This window comes from Curtobacterium sp. 1544, from assembly GCF_040544915.1.
Taxonomy (GTDB): Bacteria; Actinomycetota; Actinomycetes; order Actinomycetales; family Microbacteriaceae; genus Curtobacterium; species Curtobacterium pusillum_C.
In genome coordinates this window covers 93,283-108,988 of record NZ_JBEPKX010000004.1, presented here as the reverse complement: position 1 = coordinate 108,988, position 15,706 = coordinate 93,283, and the positions used below count along the sequence as shown (strand labels likewise).

The window sequence follows — 15,706 nt, the reverse complement described above, 5'->3', positions numbered from 1 at the left end:
GTACTGCCGTACAATCCAGGCGTGGCTCGACGAACCGACGGCGGACGGCCCGACGTTCCTCGGTCCTTCCCCACCAGACGCTTCCGCAACCGACGCACCCTCCCCATGGTGGCGCTCGGTGCGATGGCCGTCGGCACCGCCGGCCTCCTCGTGATGCTGCCCGCCGTGTCGAACGCCTGCCAGGTGGCACCGGACACCGCCCTGGTCCCCGCCGATCGCGTGCGGGACGCAATCGCTCCGGGATCGGACGTCCTCATCGTCGGCGACTCGTACACGAAGGGCAGCGGGTCGACCCGGAGCGAACACGGTTGGGCGCAGGACATCGTCACGGACCTCGGCTGGGACGCCACGATCGACGGCCTGGGCGGCACCGGGTACGTCAACACCGGCACCTACGGCTCGTCCCGCGTGACGTTCTCCGCGCGGATCGCGGCGCATCGCGACCTCGACCCCGAGCTCGTGCTCGTGCAGGGCAGCCAGAACGACTGGCTCGTCGGCACCGACCAGCTCCGGACGACCGTCGAGTCGACGCTGCGCGAAGCCGAGCGCCAGTGGCCGGATGCCGTCATCGTCGCCATCGGCCCGTCGGCCCCGCAGCCGCGCGCCGAGGTCACCGGGGGGATCTCCTCGGCGGTCGCAGCGGGGGCGAAGGCCGCGGGCGTGACCTACATCGACCCGCTCGAGCGGCAGTGGTTCACGACCATGAACAGCCCGGGGTTCGCGGCGTCGGACGGTCAGCACCTCAACGACGTCGGGTACCAGTACCTGGCGGACAAGGTCGCGGACGCCCTGGATGACCTCGCCGCGCCGTCCGACGAACCGCAGTGCCTCTGAGCGCCTGATCGGGGTACAAGCCCTCCACAGCGGACTCATGACGATTCCAGTCCACAGTTCAGTCCGCGTTCAGCAGACTGTTGGCCTGACGCCGATAGTGTCGTTCCCGGATCCGATCGACGGATCCCGCAGAACCGCATCACCAGGAACGAACGGGGTACACCGTGATCGAGCCAATCGAAGCCACGCAGACCAGCAGCACCGGGGACGCGCGCCGCATCGTCGAGCTCGCAGCAGCGACCAACACGACGATGAGCAACGAGCTCCTGCTCGACACGCTCCGCCGCAACGCGCAGGTCACGACCCGGCACATCCGCAAGGACTTCGTCGAGGTCGCGACCGGCACCGCGGTGCTCGGGTACGTGTGCCGCCAGCGCAAGGACTTCATCGCCCTCCGCGGGGACGACCCGGCATGGGCGCAGGAGGTGGGCCGCTACGCCAGCGAGTCCCTCGCGGTCGAGGCGCTGCGCATGCGCCGCGCCTGACGACACGGACGACCACGAAGGCCCCGCTGGACACACCGGCGGGGCCTTCTTCATGCTGGCCCTTCGGCAGGCCGAGCCGGCGCCACGCGAGGCCGCGTCCCGCGCGGCATCACTCCCGAGATCGCACGACGCGCCGTCGGTCATCCTCTGAGGTCGCACGTTCGGCCGCTTCGGGGCGAGCCGAACGGCAGATCGCGCGACTTCGACGCGCGACGTGGGCGCTCGCGGTAGCGCTCGCAGTAGCGGGGGCTCGGCCCTCTGTCGTCAGGACCAGACGCGGCGGATGCCCCAGGTACCCGTCCAGGACTCGTCGGGCTCGAGCCAGCGCAGGCCCTCCCCCGAGTTCAACGCGTTCGCTGGCGCGGTCATCGGTTCGACCGCCACGGCCAGCCCGGTGCCGTCACCACGGGGGAACTCGCGGGAGGTGAAGACCTGCACGTACGGGAACGACGCGTCCTGCCAGAGTTCGACACCGTCGCCCTCGGGACCGTGCATCGTCGTCCGCCGGATCCCTTCGGCATCCGGGGTGATGTCCGTGTAGGCGGTGTCGAGGTCCGAGTCTCCAGCACGTCGGCCGGCGCGGAGGTCGAAGGGCGTCCCCGACACCGGTACCGAGCCGTTCGGCACCTTCCGCTCGTCGACGGTGAAGGCGGTCGCGGCGTCCAGCGTCACGACGAGGTCCTCGGCGGGGGTGTCGCCGGCACGCAGGTAGGGGTGCGCGCCGATCGCGAACGGCGCCCGGACACCGGAACGGTTCACGACCTCGTGCGTGATGCGGATGCCGTCGTCGACGAGCTCGTGGTGCACGCGGGTCTCGAGGGTGAACGGCCACCCGTGCTGCGGGTGGATCGTGGCCTCCTGCAGGGCCGACGACTCCGTCTGGGACACCACCCGGTACGGCGAGAAGCGGAGCAGCCCGTGCGAGGCGTTGCCGTACTTCGGCTCGGAGACGTCGAGCTGCTGGCGCTTGCCGTCGAGCTCCCAGACCCCGCCGGCGACGCGGTTCGGCCACGGTGCGAGGACGATGCCGTTCGCCCCGGGCGGCTGCTCCGACACGGGGAACGGCTCGGTGAGGTCGAAGCCGGCGACACTGAGCTCCCGGATGCCGGCGGCGACCTCGGTGACGACCGCCTCGACGACCCCGTCGGGTCCGGCGTGGCGGAGGTGGTACTGGCCCCCGGTGGGTGCTGCGGTCATGCGGTCTCGTTCCTTCCGTTCGGTGCCGGGTCGACCCCGGCGGAGTCCTCGCTGCCGTCCGCGACGACGACCTCGACCCCGGCCGCCCGGATCGGGGCGACGGCGTCGGACGTGGTCTCGGCGGTGACGACGACGTCGATGTCCTCGAGCGCGCGGACGACCCCGATGTGGGCCCGGCCGAACTTCGACCCGTCCGCGACGACGACGGTACGCCGGGCCGCCGCCGCCAGCATGCGCTTCGCCTCGGTCTCGGGCAGGTTCACGTTCGTCAGGCCGTGCGCGACGTCGAGTCCGGTCCCGCCGAGGAAGACGACGTCGGCGGCGAGCATCGGCAGCAGCGTGTTGTTGAACGGGGCGACGAGGGAGTGCTGGAGCGGTCGCAGCGTGCCGCCGGTGACCACGACGGTGAAGCGCGGCACCGCGGCCTCGAGCGCGAGTGCGGTCGTCAACGAGTTCGTGACCACGGTGACGTCGACGAGGTCCTCTCGGGCGACCAGCGCGGACGCCACGGCGGCGGGGGTCGTGCCGACGTCGAGCAGGACGCACTGCCCGGAACGCACGAGCGCGGCGGCCGCACGGCCGATCGCGGCCTTCGCGACCTGGTGTTCCACGACGGTCTCCTCGAACGCACGCTCGCCGGAACCGACCCCGAGGCGGACGGCACCGCCGCGCACCCGCCTGAGCCGCGCCTCCAGATCGAGGGAGGCGAGGTCCTGCCGGACGGTCACCTCGCTGGTTCCGAGGGCCGCTGCCAGGGCGGCCGTCCGGACCATGCCGGGCGCGCCCTCGACGATGGAGACGATGCGGTCCTGACGCAGCGGCGCGGGGAGCGCGCCGGCGAGGAAGGAGAGGTCGTCATCCGTCATGTGCTCAGTTTCGCTTGCTTCCGGAGTCTTTCGCAATCCTTCGGACGGCCGCTAGGGTGGTGCGGTGATCACCAAGCGCGTGACGAAGCTCGCGGACGGACGCGACCTCATCTACTTCGACGACGCCGACTCGACGCTGCCCGCCGAGCGCAGCATCGACCAGCGTGTGCTCGACCCGCGGCCGGAGACGGCCCGCATGCGGCAGGACGTCCTGACGGGCGAGTGGGTCTCCATCGCCGCGAGCCGACAGAACCGGGTGTTCCTGCCGCCGGCCGACCAGGACCCGCTCGCGCCGCAGACCGCCGAGAACCCATCCGAGATCCCGAGCCGGTACGACGTCGCCGTGTTCGAGAACCGCTCGCCGTCGTTCGGTCCCCTGCTCGAAGCCGAGGACGCACCAGCGTCACTCGAGTCGCTGTCCGACGTGGGTCTGAACCGCGAGTTCCGCTCCATCGGCCGGTGCGAGGTCGTCTGCTTCTCCCCCGAGACCTCCGGCTCGTTCGCGTCGATCTCCGAGTCGCGGGCCCGCACCGTGGTCGAGGCCTGGGCGGACCGCACCGCCGCGCTGTCCGCGATGCCCGGCATCCAGCAGGTGTTCCCGTTCGAGAACCGGGGCGAGGCGATCGGCGTCACGCTGCACCACCCGCACGGGCAGATCTACTCGTACCCGTACGTCACGCCGCGCACCCAGCGACTGCTCGCGAGCATCGACCGCTTCGGGCCGGACCTGTTCGAGCAGCACCTCGTTAACGAACGCGCGTCGGAGCGGGTCGTCCTCGCCGGCGAGCACTTCACCGCCTTCGTGCCGTTCGCCGCACGGTGGCCCATCGAGATCCACATGCTGCCGCACCGGCACGTGCCGGACTTCGCAGGCCTCACCGACGCCGAGAAGGACGAGCTCGCGCACATGCACCTGCGGCTCACCCGCGGCATCGACGAGCTCTACGGCGACCCGACGCCGTACATCGCCGCGTGGCACCAGGCACCGGTGCACACCGGCCGCGACACCGTGCGGCTGATGCTGCAGATCACGTCGCCGCGTCGTGCGGCGGACAAGTTGAAGTTCCTGGCCGGCAGCGAAGCCGCCATGGGCGCCTGGATCGGGGACCTCGTGCCCGAGAAGGCGGCCGAGTTCATCCGAGGAGGGATCGAGCGCGCATGACGTTCCAGCAGGTCTACGGGTACGAGCCCGCCGTGCGGTACTCCGCGCCCGGTCGCGTCAACCTGATCGGCGAGCACACCGACTACAACGACGGGTACGTTCTGCCCTTCGCCATCGACCGTCGGACGACTGCGTCGATCGCCCCACGCACGGACCGCCTGCTGCAGGTGGCGTCCGCCTTCGACGAGGCCGGCGGCGTCGTGTCGCTGTCGCTCGACGACCTCGACCCGTCACGCATGCAGGGTTGGTCAGCGTACGTGCTCGGCATCGCGTGGGCGCTCACCGAGCACGCCGGGGCGGACCTGTCCGACAAGACCGGCTTCGACGTGTTCATCGAGTCCGACGTGCCCGTCGGCGCCGGACTGTCCTCCAGCGCCGCGATCGAGTGCGGCGTCGCGCTCGCGTTCAACGACCTGTGGGACCTGGGGCTCAGCCGGAAGGCCCTCGCCCGTGTCGGCCAGTACTCCGAGAACCACGCCGTCGGCGCTCCCACCGGGATCATGGACCAGTCCGCATCGCTCCTCGGCGAGCAGGACGCGGTCGTGTTCCTCGACTGCCGCACGCTCGACACCGCCGTCGTCGACCTCGCACTCGAGGCGAACGGTCTCGAGGTCCTCGTCGTGGACACCCGCGTCGAGCACGCCCACGCGACCGGCGGGTACAAGGCCCGGCGCGACTCGTGCGAACGGGGAGCTGCGGCGATGGGCGTCGAGGCGCTGCGTGACCTGTCGGTCGACGACCTGCCCCGCGCGCAGGAGCTCCTCGACGACGAGACCTTCCGTCGTGTCCGCCACGTCGTGACCGAGGACCAGCGCGTCCTCGACACCGTCCGCACCCTGCGCGAGCACGGGCCGCGGGCCATCGGGTCGCTGCTCGTCGCCTCGCACGAGTCGATGCGCGACGACTTCGAGATCTCCGTGCCGGAGCTCGACCTCGCGGCCGCCACCGCGATGGAGCACGGTGCGGTGGGTGCACGGATGACCGGTGGCGGGTTCGGTGGTGCAGCGATCGCGCTGGTCGACCGGGAGGCACGTGGCGCGATCGCGGACGCCGTCACCGCCGCCTTCGCCGCGGCCGGGTACCGCGAGCCGAACGTCTTCACCGTGCACGCCGCGCAGGGCGCTCGGCGCGACTGAGGCCCTGCGCGTCAGCGGGTCATGTGGCCCGTGGTGACGGTGACGCCGCCGCCCGGGAAGCCGTGCGGGTGCAGGACCTGGTGATCGATCTGCGCCATCACGACGTGGCCCTGCCACACGGTGTAGACGAGCACCCCGACCACGACGACGACCGGGACGGCCAGGTACGCCGAGTACCGGACGATGTCGCCGAGGGTCCGCTGGCCGTACCGTTCGAGCGTCGGAGGCAGGAACACCCCGACGACGACCACGACGAGCAGCGCCACGAGCATCACGGGCGCCAGGTGCCCCTCGACCTGCACGGTCGGCGGCGCGCTCGTCACCGGGTTGCCGGCGTTGTCGATCCAGTGGCCGTCTGCATCGACCCCGCCGTAGTCGGCCGACGCGCTCCACGTGGTGAACGTCGGGGCGAGCACGATCGCGACGATGCCGATGAGCGCGAGGCCCCAGGCGCGCGGCCGGAGCTTCCGGCCGGTCGGCGCCATCACGCTCACGGCGCGTCCCCGAGCCGCTCGATCGACCACGAGACGTCGCCGATCGTGATCGGGTGCAGGTTGCCGTGCGCCACGGCCCAGAACACCCACAGCCACTGCACGAAGTACACGATCCACACCAGGACGGTCACGCCGATGACCCCGGCGAGACCGAGCGCGAGCACCCGGTCCTGGTCCCACCGCGCAGCACCGCGACGTGCGACCCCGACGACGAAGCCAGCTACTGCGAAACCGATCGTCAGGAGCACCCACCCGATCCACGGCCGCGCCTCGAACTGCACGAAGCCGAGCTGGCGGACGTCGGTGCTGCCGGGCAGCGGCGGGGCGGCGGACCAGTTCTGCGCGAGGACCTGCAGGAACAGGCACAACAGCGTGATCCAGACGAGCTTTCGGGCGTCCCTCGTGAAGAGCGACTCCCGTGCCGTGGGCTCCGCGGCGGTCGTGGTCATGCTCGAACCGTAGCGCGGCGTCGACCCGCACCGGAAGCGCCCGTCCGAGGGGCGGCCCCGAACCGGCCACGTGCGCGGCCGGACCGACGGGGCGGGGCCGAGCCGGGCCTCCAGGCCGCGTCTGGTGAGCAGAAATCGTCGGGTCCCGCGACGGAACCCGACGATTTCTGCTCACACGAACGCTTGCGGCACGCGCGACTCACGCGCGCCCGCGCGCGCTACTTCAGGTGGCGCTCCGCGGCCTCGACCACGTTCTTCATCAGCATCGCGCGGGTCATCGGGCCGACGCCGCCGGGCGTCGGCGACAGGAAGCCCGCGACCGATGCCACGGCGGGGTCGACGTCGCCCCGCAGGCGAGCCTTGCCGGTCTCCTCGGACACAACCCGACTGATGCCGACGTCGATGACCGCGGCGCCGGGCTTCACCCAGTCCGGCTGCACGAGTCCGGCGACACCGGCCGCGGCGACGATGATGTCCGCTCGGCGGCACTCGGCTGCGACGTCCTCGGTCAGGGAGTGGGTGAGGGTCGCCGTCGCCTCGAGCCGGGTGAGGAGCAGACCGAGCGGGCGCCCGACCGTCAGGCCCTGGCCGATGATCGTGACGTGCTGGCCCCGGATCGGGACGCCGTACGCCTCGAGCATCGCGACGATGCCGCGCGGGGTGCACGGCAGGGGCGCGTCGATCGTGCCGGCACCACCGGGGACGGCGAGCACGAGCTCGCCGAGGTTGGTCGGGTGCAGGCCGTCGGCGTCCTTCGCCGGGTTCATCAGCTCGAGCATCGGGATCGGGTCGATCCCCTGCGGCAGCGGGAGCTGCACGATGAACGCGGTGACCCGGGGGTCGTCGTTCATCTGCAGGATCGCCGCGCGGATGTCCGCTGCACTCGCCGACGACGGCAGGTCGATGCGGACCGAGTCGAGCCCGATCTGCGCGGAGTCACGGTGCTTGCCCGCGACGTAGGACACCGAGCCCGGGTTCTCCCCCACCATGATCGTGCCGAGCCCGGGCCGGAACCCGTGGTCGTGCAGGCGATCGATGCGGACCTTCAGGTCGTCGAGCGTGCGGGCGGCGAGTGCGGTGCCGTCGATGCGGACGGCAGAGCCCTCACCTGCCCAGAGCGCCCGCGGCAGATCAGCCACGACGCCGCTCACGCGTACAGCGGGAACGCGTCGGTCAGGGCCTTCACCCGTGCCGAGAGCGCGTCGGTGTCCGGGTTCGGCATGAGCGTCAGCGCGATGATGTCGGCGACCTCGGTGAACTCGGCGTCCCCGAAGCCGCGCGTCGCGAGCGCCGGGGTACCGATGCGGACACCCGAGGTGACCATCGGCGGGCGCGGGTCGAACGGCACGCTGTTGCGGTTCACGGTGATGCCGACCTCGTGCAGCAGGTCTTCGGCCTGCTTGCCGTCGACCTCGGACTCGCGGAGGTCGACGAGCACCAGGTGCACGTCGGTGCCGCCGGTGAGCACGTCGATACCGGCCGCGCGCGCATCGGGCTGCGTGAGGCGCTCCGCGAGGATGCGGGCGCCCCGGAGCGTGCGCTCCTGCCGGTCCTTGAACTCCGGGGTCGCGGCGAGCAGGAACGCGGTGGCCTTGGCGGCGATCACGTGCATGAGCGGGCCGCCCTGCTGCCCCGGGAACACGGCCGAGTTGAGCTTCTTGAAGAGCGACTCGTCGTTGGACAGGATGATGCCGGAGCGCGGACCGGCGAGGGTCTTGTGCACCGTCGACGACACGACGTGGGCGTGCGGGAGGGGCGACGGGTGCAGGCCGGCGGCGACGAGACCGGCGAAGTGCGCCATGTCCACCCAGAGCGTCGCACCGACCTCGTCGGCGATCTCGCGGAACTTCGCGAAGTCGAGCTGGCGGGGGTAGGCGGACCACCCGGCGATGAGGACCTTCGGCTGGTGTTCGATGGCCTTCGCGCGGATGTCGTCGTAGTCGACCTCGAAGGTCTCCGGGTCGACGCCGTACGCGACGGCGTTGTAGATGCGGCCGGAGAAGTTGAGCTTCATGCCGTGGGTGAGGTGCCCACCGTGGGCGAGCTCGAGGCCGAGGATGGTGTCGCCGGCCGAGGCGATGGCGTGCAGGACGGCGGCGTTCGCGCTGGCGCCGGAGTGCGGCTGCACATTGGCGTAGGAAGCACCGAAGAGCGCCTTCGCACGGTCGATGGCGAGCTGCTCGGCGACGTCGACGTACTCGCAACCGCCGTAGTAGCGCTTGCCCGGGTAGCCCTCGGCGTACTTGTTGGTGAGCACGGAGCCCTGCGACTCGAGGACGGCCCGCGGCACGAAGTTCTCGGATGCGATCATCTCGAGGGTGTCGCGCTGGCGGCCGAGCTCCTGCTCGAGGACGCGTGCGATCTCGGGGTCGACCTCGCTCAGCGGGGCGTTGAAGGCGGTGTTGGTGGCTGCGGGGGGCAGATCGGTGATGGACACGGGACTCCTCGTTGTCGTTCCGCCGCGCGTGCGCGACGAGGTGGACGGTGGGGCGCGGCCCAGGCGTACGGCCGCGCACCGTGTCAGGTGTCGCTTCCCGATGGTGACCCATCCAACGCCAGTCGCGACCTGACGATCGTACCGAGCGAGCCGGTTCGTGTCACCCTGGGTGCATGACCCTGCTGACGCCCGACGTCGACGAGCGCACCGACGCCCGCACGAGCGTGCGCCCGGACTCCCCGTGGGTCGCCGTCGTGTGGGACGACCCGGTGAACCTGATGTCGTACGTGACCTACGTCTTCCAGCAGTACTTCGGGTTCCCACGGGCGAAGGCCGAGCGGTTGATGCGGCAGGTGAACGACGAGGGCCGGGCCGTCGTGGCGACCGGCCCACGCGAGGCGATGGAGGCCCACGTCGAGGCGATGCACGGCTACGGCCTGCAGGCGTCGGTGGACAAGGCCCCCACCCCGTGATCCCGTTCGTCCGCCGGGCCGACGGCGTGCACCTCGGCATGTCCTCCGGCGAGCGCTCCGTCCTCACGTCGCTGACGGAGCAGCTGCAGCAGGTGCTCGGCGGGGACCTGTCGTCGGACCCGGTCGCGGCGCGGATGTTCCCGGACGCCTACCCGGACGACGTCGACGCGAGTGCGGAGTTCCGACGCTGGACCGAGGCGGACCTGGTCGCGCAGAAGACGACGAACGCCTCGACGGTGCACGCGTGGTCGACCGGAGCGCGCGAGGGCGCGTTCGAGCCGGCGGACGAGCAGGCCTGGCTGCGCTGCCTGACGGATCTGCGGCTGACGATCGCGGACCGGCTCGGGATCGTCGACTCCGCCTCGGAGGAGCAGTCGTACACGGCCGACGCGGGCGTCGGCCTGCGGGACGTCTACGACTGGCTCGGGTACGTGCAGGAGCACCTGGTCGAGACGCTGACGCGCTGACGGACCGTCGGACTGGAGGCACGGCTCGCCTCCGTTCCGTCGGCCACGATGATCGACAGGTTGCCTTGCAAGTTCACCTGCCGAAGTAGTACCGTGGCGGTATGGAATCACGCGCGTCGGACGAACTCGCCGGTGAGCTGCTCACGCTCTACGGCCAGATCCGACGCACGACCCTCGCCGGCAAGGTCGACGACGTCACCGCCTCGCAGTCGGCAGCGCTCGGCCGCCTGATCCGCGACGGCGCGACGACGACCGCCGAGCTGGCCCGCGCCGAGGGCGTCCGCCCGCAGTCGATGGGGGCGACCGTGCAGGCCCTCGTCGATCTCGGCCTGGCGACCCGCGACCCCGATCCCGAGGACGGCCGCCGCACCATCGTCAGCGCGACCGACGCCGGCCACGCCGCCCGCGAGGACTCGCACCGCTCCCGCACCCGCCTGCTCGCCGAACGGCTGGCAGCACTCGACCCCGACGACCGCGCCACCGTCGCGCGCTCGATCGCCATCCTCGGCCCCGTCGTCGAACCCTGAAGGACTGACCGCCACGTCCACCGCAACCGCCTCCACACCCGTCACCCCGGCGACCGACCCGAAGGGCAGCGGCTTCGGTCCGAAGCTCCTCGTCCCCGTCCTCGTCGGACCGCTGCTCAACCCGATCAACACCACGATGGTGTCGGTCGCCCTCGCCCCGATCTCCCGTGACCTCGGGATCGGTTCCGCGCAGGCGATCTGGCTCGTCGCCGCGCTCTACCTGGCCAGTGCGATCGCGCAGCCGACGATGGGGAAGCTCGCCGACCGGTTCGGGCCGAAGAAGGTGTTCCTGACGGGGCTCGTCATCGTCGGCGTCGCCGGCGTCGTGCCCGAGGTCCTGACCGGCTTCGGCGGCGCGGTGTTCGCCCGCGTGCTCATCGGCATCGGGACGTCGGCGGCGTACCCCGCGGCGCTCACCACCCTGCGCCAGCACTCCACCAGGATCGGGAAGCCGACCCCGTCGCTCGTGCTCGGTGCGCTGTCGATCACGTCGCTCGTGTCCGCAGCTGCCGGTCCGCCGCTCGGTGGCGCGCTCATCGCGGCGTTCGGGTGGCACGCGATCTTCCTCGTCAACGTGCCCCTCGCCGTGTTCGGCATCATCGTGTCGGCGCTCTGGCTGCCGTCCGACAGGCTCCGCCCGCGGAGCGACGAGGACCTGCCCGTCCTCACGGCGCTCGACCCGTTCGGCATGCTCCTCATGACCGGCTTCGTCTCGGCGCTGCTCGTGTTCCTGCTCGACGTCTCGGCCGGCCTCTGGTGGCTGCTGGGCGTCGCGATCGTCCTGCTCGTGGCGCTCGTGCTGTGGGAGCTGCGCGCGGTGAAGCCCTTCGTGGACGTCCGGCTGCTCGCCCGCAACGGCGCACTGTCGCGCACCTACGTCCGGCTGTTCCTGACGTACCTGATGGCCTACACGATGACGTACGGGTTCTCGCAGTGGGTGCAGGACGTCGCCGGTTACCCGAGCGACGTCGCCGGGTACATGCAGCTCCCCGCCGCGGTCGTGGCCGGGGTGGCGTCGTTCCTCGTGGCGCGGAAGACCGCCGTGCGCGGGCCGCTGATCGTGGCCGCGGTCGTGCCGATCGTCGGCGGCGCACTCCTGCTGTTCCTCGGCGTCGGGTCGCCGTGGTGGCTGCTCGTGCTCGCACCGGCGCTGTTCGGCGTCCCGCAGGCCCTGGCGTCCGTGTCGAACCAGGCCGCCCTGTACCGGGTCGTACCGGCGGAGTACATCGGCACCGCCGCCGGCCTCTCCCGCACGAGCGTCTACATCGGCGCGATCGCAGCGTCCTCGCTCATCGGCGGGGTGTTCGGCCAGGCCCCGACCACGCCGGACCTGCACGTGCTCGCATGGGTGATCGTCGGCGTCGCGGTGCTCGTCAGCGTCCTGACGATCGCCGACCGCGCACTCGCCAAGCCGCTCCCCCGCTGACGCGACCCGATCGGCGGGGCCGCACCGTGCCTCCAGGCCGGGCGGAGCCCCCGATCCCGGTACCCTGATCCGGTGACCGACCCGACCGCCGCGAGCACCGCGAGCCCCACGCACTGGACCCTCACCCTGGTCTGCGACGACCAGCCCGGGATCGTTCACGCCGTCTCCGGAGCGGTCGTCGCGGCGAACGGCAACATCACCGAGTCGCAGCAGTTCTCGAGCGTCGACACGAACACGTTCTTCATGCGCCTGCAGGTCATGGCGCCGGTCGACCGTGCCACGTTCGAGGCAGCACTCGCCCCCGTCGCCGAGCGCTACGACGCCCGCGTGCAGCTCGACGTCGTCGGCCGGCCGATGCGCACGCTCGTCCTCGTGTCGAAGGCGGGCCACTGCCTCAACGACCTGCTCTACCGGCAGCGCGGCGGACAGCTGCCGATCGAGGTCCCCCTCGTGCTGTCGAACCACGCGGACCTCGCCGAGCTGGCGTCGTTCTACTCCGTGCCGTTCGAGCACCGGCCGGTGACGGACGCCGCGAGCAAGACGGAGATGGAGCGGAGGATCCTGCAGGCCGTCGAGGAGCACGACATCGAACTCGTCGTCCTCGCGCGCTACATGCAGATCCTGTCGCCGGAGCTGTGCGCGGCGCTCGAGGGCCGTGCGGTGAACATCCACCACTCGTTCCTCCCGGGATTCAAGGGCGCGAACCCCTACCGACAGGCGCACGCCCGCGGTGTGAAGCTCATCGGTGCGACGGCGCACTTCGTGACGAGCGACCTCGACGAGGGCCCGATCATCGAGCAGAACGTCGTCCGGGTCGACCACACGAAGGACCCCACCGAGCTCGTGTCGATCGGGCAGGACGAGGAGTCCCGCACTCTCACCCAGGCGGTGCGCTGGATCGCGGAGGACCGAGTCCTGCTCGACGGCGCCCGCACGATCATCTTCAAGTAGGTCCACGCATGTCAGCACCGCAGTCCCCCGTCGACTGGGGAGACACCCCGGACCCGCACGCGATCCGTCGCCGCCGGGTCGATGCCTGGGGTGTGCTCCGCATCGTGGTCTGCGCCTTCGGGCTGCTCTCGCTGGCGACGTGGGGCTACTTCGCGTGGCCGTTCCCGATGCCCGCGATCCTGTTCATGATCGGTGCGCCGGTGTTCGCGGCCGTGGTCTGGTACTTCTTCCGCTCGTCGGCGTCGCCGATCGAGACGGACGTGGTCGGCAAGACGATCGTCGAGGTGGCGCTGATCGTCGCCGCTGGCGGCTGCTGGATCTCGATCGGGTACCCGGTGGTCGGGTTGGTCTTCATCGTGGTCGCCGCCCTGTCGGGCGTGGTGCAGTTCCGGAAGGAGACGCGATGAGCGTCGGTGCGTCGGTTCCGTCGGTCGGCCTGGAGGCGCGGCGCACCCTGGTCCGGTCGGCCCACGTCGTCGACGCGGCCGGCTCCACCGCGGACGGCTGGGTCCTCGTCGTCGGTGACACGATCCACGCAGTCGGGGCTGGTCCCGAGGCGCCTGCGGCGTCCTCGGTCGACGAGGTCGTCGACCTCGGCGACGCCGTCCTGACCCCCGGATTCATCGACCTGCACGGGCACGGCGGTGCGGGCGCCGCGTACGAGGACGAGTCCTTCGCGGACGCCCTCGCGGTGCACCGGGCGCACGGCACGACCCGGTCGGTGCTGTCCCTCGTCGCGAACCCGGTTCCGACGCTCACCTCGTCACTGGACCGGGTGCGTGCGGTGATGGCGGACGACCCGCTCGTGCTCGGCGTGCACCTCGAGGGGCCGTTCCTCTCCCCGCACAACAAGGGCGCGCACAACGAGTCGTTCCTGATCGACCCGTCGCCTGATCCGGTGGCGGACCTGCTGCAGGCCGGTGACGGCGTCATCCGGCAGGTCACCATCGCCCCGGAACTCCCCGGCGCCCTGTCCGCGACGGAGCAGTTCGTCGCGGCCGACGTGGCCGTCGCCGTGGGCCACACCGTCGGCACGTACGACCAGGCGCGTGCCGCGTTCGACGCCGGTGCGACCCTGCTCACGCACGCGTTCAACGCCATGCCGGGCATCCACCACCGCGCCCCGGGGCCGATCGCCGCCGCCGTGGCCGACGACCGGGTGACGCTCGAACTCATCCTCGACGGGGTGCACGTGCACCCGTCCGTGGCATCGATGCTGCTCCGTGCCGCTCCGGGCCGCGTCGCCCTCATCACCGACGCCATGGGCGCTGCCGGCGCCGCCGACGGTTCCTACACGCTCGGGTCCCTCGCCGTGACCGTGACGGACGGCGTCGCGCACGTCGCCGGGACGGACACGATCGCCGGCTCGACGCTGACGCAGGACGTCGCGCTGCGGAACGCGGTCATGCGCGCGGGACTGCCGTTGCCCGAGGCCGTGGCGGCGTTGACGAGCGTGCCGGCTGCGGCGCTGGGGCTCGGCGACCGGCTGGGGCGGATCGCGCCGGGGTTCGCGGCGGACCTCGTGGCGCTGTCGCCGTCGCTCGAGGTGCAGCGGGTCTGGGGTGCCGGGCGACAGCTCGGCTGATCGGCGTGGACGAAGCCCAGCGGGACCGGCGACGACGGTTGGTGATCGGGATGACCGTGCTCACCATCACGCTGTGGACCGTCGCCATCGTCCTCGCGACGACCGTCCTGGTGCTCATCGGGCGACTCCCCGGCGAGGATCCGGAGCGGACGGCGCGGGGAAACGTCATCGCGACGGGCGCCTTCCTCTCGTTCGCCATCCCGGCGACCGCAGCGACGATCGGTCTCGTCGTGGTGCGCCGTGCGCGGGCTCAGGGCCGCGACTCGTGACCGCACGGCTGCCGGGTGCGGCGTCGAGGGTCGACCCGGCCCGGGCACGCGTCCTCGAGCTCCTCGGGTTGCCGTCCCTCGACTCGCTCCGTCCGACCGCGGTCCGCGTCGAACCCCTCGGAAGCGACGAGGCCGTGGAGTCGTCGCGTGTCGAGCTCGACACTGCAGACGGCGACACCATCCCGTGTCTGCTCCTCACACCGCACGGTCGTCATCGTGCCGACGTGATCGCCGTCCACCAGCACGCGGGCGACTTCGCCGTCGGGAAGCGCGAACCCGCCGGGCGAGCGGGAGACCCGAGTCTCGCCTACGGTGCGACGCTCGCGGCCGCCGGTGCCCGCGTGATCATGCCCGACCTGCTCGGGTTCGAGGAACGCCGACGTGCGTGGACCGACGAACCGGCCGCCGACGAACGACTCGACGCGCTGTTCCGCGTCGCGAACGGGAGCAGCCTCCAGGCGAAGCACACGTCCGACATCGCCACGGTGACCTCCTGGATGACCGAGACGAACCCGACCGAGGCCGGACCCGGCATCATCGGGCACTCCCTCGGCGGGCAGGTCGCACTGTTCGCGCTCGCCCTCGACTCCCGGTTGACGTCGGGCGTCGTGAGCTGCGGGCTCGGCACGCTGGCGTCGTTCGAGGCCGCTCGCATCCGTCACAACCCTGCGTGGTTCGTCCCGGGCCTCACCGCGGCTGGTGACGTCGCCCTGATCGCCGCCGCCGTCGACCGACCGCTCCTCGTGGCTTCGGGGACGGACGACGCGCTGTTCCCGCTCGACGGCGTGCACCACGTCCTCGATGCCTTCCGTCCGGACGTCGTGACGGCCGAGCTGTTCCCCGGCGGGCACACGATGCCACCGCACGTCACCGCGGCGGCCGTCCGGCACCTCGTGCCCGCCTGAGGACCGGTCCGTCGCTGTTCACGTCCGGCGCAGTCGATACTCG

General features: G+C 71.5%; 19 protein-coding genes and 1 riboswitch. Of the genes, 13 read left to right on the top strand and 6 right to left on the bottom strand.

The features are described from left to right. The first annotated feature begins 21 nt into the window (after positions 1-21). Both ABIC61_RS04115 and ABIC61_RS04110 read left to right on the top strand, forming a co-directional pair. Positions 22-834 carry an SGNH/GDSL hydrolase family protein gene (locus ABIC61_RS04115; RefSeq protein WP_354028916.1) on the top strand — a complete coding sequence of 271 codons (813 nt, stop codon included), beginning with the start codon at positions 22-24 and terminating at the stop codon, positions 832-834. Positions 835-998: 164 nt separating this feature from the next. Further along, positions 999-1,319, top strand: a complete 321-nt coding sequence (locus ABIC61_RS04110) for a hypothetical protein (RefSeq protein WP_144753031.1) — start codon at positions 999-1,001, stop codon at positions 1,317-1,319. Positions 1,320-1,583: 264 nt separating this feature from the next. On the opposite strand, the gene ABIC61_RS04105 is transcribed toward ABIC61_RS04110, so the two are convergent. Together ABIC61_RS04105 and ABIC61_RS04100 are read right to left on the bottom strand one after the other, a co-directional pair. Further along, positions 1,584-2,516, bottom strand: a complete 933-nt coding sequence (locus ABIC61_RS04105) for an aldose 1-epimerase family protein (RefSeq protein WP_354028915.1) — start codon at positions 2,514-2,516, stop codon at positions 1,584-1,586. Next, positions 2,513-3,382 (bottom strand): DeoR/GlpR family DNA-binding transcription regulator, encoded by an 870-nt coding sequence (locus ABIC61_RS04100; RefSeq protein WP_354028914.1) that lies wholly within the window; start codon positions 3,380-3,382, stop codon positions 2,513-2,515. The genes ABIC61_RS04105 and ABIC61_RS04100 overlap by 4 nt, the downstream gene beginning before the upstream one ends. A 64-nt stretch (positions 3,383-3,446) precedes the next feature. On the opposite strand from ABIC61_RS04100, the gene galT reads away from it, so the two are divergent. Together galT and galK are read left to right on the top strand one after the other, a co-directional pair. Then, positions 3,447-4,544 carry a galactose-1-phosphate uridylyltransferase gene (gene galT, locus ABIC61_RS04095; RefSeq protein WP_354028913.1) on the top strand — a complete coding sequence of 366 codons (1,098 nt, stop codon included), beginning with the start codon at positions 3,447-3,449 and terminating at the stop codon, positions 4,542-4,544. Next, a complete protein-coding gene (gene galK / locus ABIC61_RS04090; RefSeq protein WP_354028912.1) occupies positions 4,541-5,680 on the top strand; it encodes a galactokinase in 1,140 nt (379 codons plus the stop codon). The genes galT and galK overlap by 4 nt, the downstream gene beginning before the upstream one ends. Positions 5,681-5,691: 11 nt before the next feature. On the opposite strand, the gene ABIC61_RS04085 is transcribed toward galK, so the two are convergent. The 4 genes from ABIC61_RS04085 to glyA all read right to left on the bottom strand — a co-directional run bounded on the left by ABIC61_RS04085 (position 5,692) and on the right by glyA (position 9,054). After that, entirely contained in the window at positions 5,692-6,174 is a 483-nt protein-coding gene (locus ABIC61_RS04085; protein ID WP_354028911.1) for a hypothetical protein, read from the bottom strand. After that, positions 6,171-6,623: a hypothetical protein gene (locus ABIC61_RS04080; RefSeq protein ID WP_144753048.1), complete on the bottom strand. Its 453-nt coding sequence runs from the start codon at positions 6,621-6,623 to the stop codon at positions 6,171-6,173. Before ABIC61_RS04080 ends, ABIC61_RS04085 begins: the two co-directional genes overlap by 4 nt. 218 nt (positions 6,624-6,841) lie before the next feature. Beyond that, on the bottom strand, positions 6,842-7,753 hold the full coding sequence (locus tag ABIC61_RS04075; RefSeq protein ID WP_354028947.1) for a tetrahydrofolate dehydrogenase/cyclohydrolase catalytic domain-containing protein: 912 nt from the start codon (positions 7,751-7,753) through the stop codon (positions 6,842-6,844). Between the two features lie 17 nt (positions 7,754-7,770). Next, positions 7,771-9,054, bottom strand: a complete 1,284-nt coding sequence (gene glyA / locus ABIC61_RS04070; protein WP_313957238.1) for a serine hydroxymethyltransferase — start codon at positions 9,052-9,054, stop codon at positions 7,771-7,773. 56 nt (positions 9,055-9,110) lie between these two features. Then, positions 9,111-9,196, bottom strand: a riboswitch (ZMP/ZTP riboswitch). 37 nt (positions 9,197-9,233) lie between these two features. Between glyA and clpS the strand changes: the two genes are divergently transcribed. The 9 genes from clpS to ABIC61_RS04025 all read left to right on the top strand — a co-directional run bounded on the left by clpS (position 9,234) and on the right by ABIC61_RS04025 (position 15,663). After that, entirely contained in the window at positions 9,234-9,533 is a 300-nt protein-coding gene (gene clpS, locus ABIC61_RS04065) for an ATP-dependent Clp protease adapter ClpS (RefSeq protein ID WP_144753051.1), read from the top strand. After that, positions 9,530-10,000, top strand: coding sequence for a DUF2017 family protein (locus ABIC61_RS04060; RefSeq protein WP_144753054.1), 471 nt, complete (start codon positions 9,530-9,532; stop codon positions 9,998-10,000). Before clpS ends, ABIC61_RS04060 begins: the two co-directional genes overlap by 4 nt. A gap of 101 nt (positions 10,001-10,101) precedes the next feature. Beyond that, the gene (locus ABIC61_RS04055) at positions 10,102-10,527 is read left to right on the top strand and encodes a MarR family winged helix-turn-helix transcriptional regulator (RefSeq protein WP_354028910.1); all 426 of its coding nucleotides are present in this window, start codon (positions 10,102-10,104) and stop codon (positions 10,525-10,527) included. 4 nt (positions 10,528-10,531) lie between these two features. Next, positions 10,532-11,953, top strand: coding sequence for an MFS transporter (locus ABIC61_RS04050; RefSeq protein ID WP_354028946.1), 1,422 nt, complete (start codon positions 10,532-10,534; stop codon positions 11,951-11,953). Positions 11,954-12,025: 72 nt separating this feature from the next. After that, positions 12,026-12,904 carry a formyltetrahydrofolate deformylase gene (gene purU, locus ABIC61_RS04045; RefSeq protein WP_354028909.1) on the top strand — a complete coding sequence of 293 codons (879 nt, stop codon included), beginning with the start codon at positions 12,026-12,028 and terminating at the stop codon, positions 12,902-12,904. Between the two features lie 8 nt (positions 12,905-12,912). Continuing rightward, the gene (locus ABIC61_RS04040; protein ID WP_144753066.1) at positions 12,913-13,311 is read left to right on the top strand and encodes a YrdB family protein; all 399 of its coding nucleotides are present in this window, start codon (positions 12,913-12,915) and stop codon (positions 13,309-13,311) included. Further along, a complete protein-coding gene (gene nagA / locus ABIC61_RS04035; protein ID WP_354028908.1) occupies positions 13,308-14,489 on the top strand; it encodes an N-acetylglucosamine-6-phosphate deacetylase in 1,182 nt (393 codons plus the stop codon). Before ABIC61_RS04040 ends, nagA begins: the two co-directional genes overlap by 4 nt. Before the next feature lie 50 nt (positions 14,490-14,539). Then, entirely contained in the window at positions 14,540-14,758 is a 219-nt protein-coding gene (locus tag ABIC61_RS04030) for a hypothetical protein (protein WP_144753072.1), read from the top strand. Beyond that, positions 14,755-15,663: an alpha/beta hydrolase family protein gene (locus ABIC61_RS04025; protein ID WP_354028907.1), complete on the top strand. Its 909-nt coding sequence runs from the start codon at positions 14,755-14,757 to the stop codon at positions 15,661-15,663. Before ABIC61_RS04030 ends, ABIC61_RS04025 begins: the two co-directional genes overlap by 4 nt. Positions 15,664-15,706 lie beyond the last annotated feature (43 nt).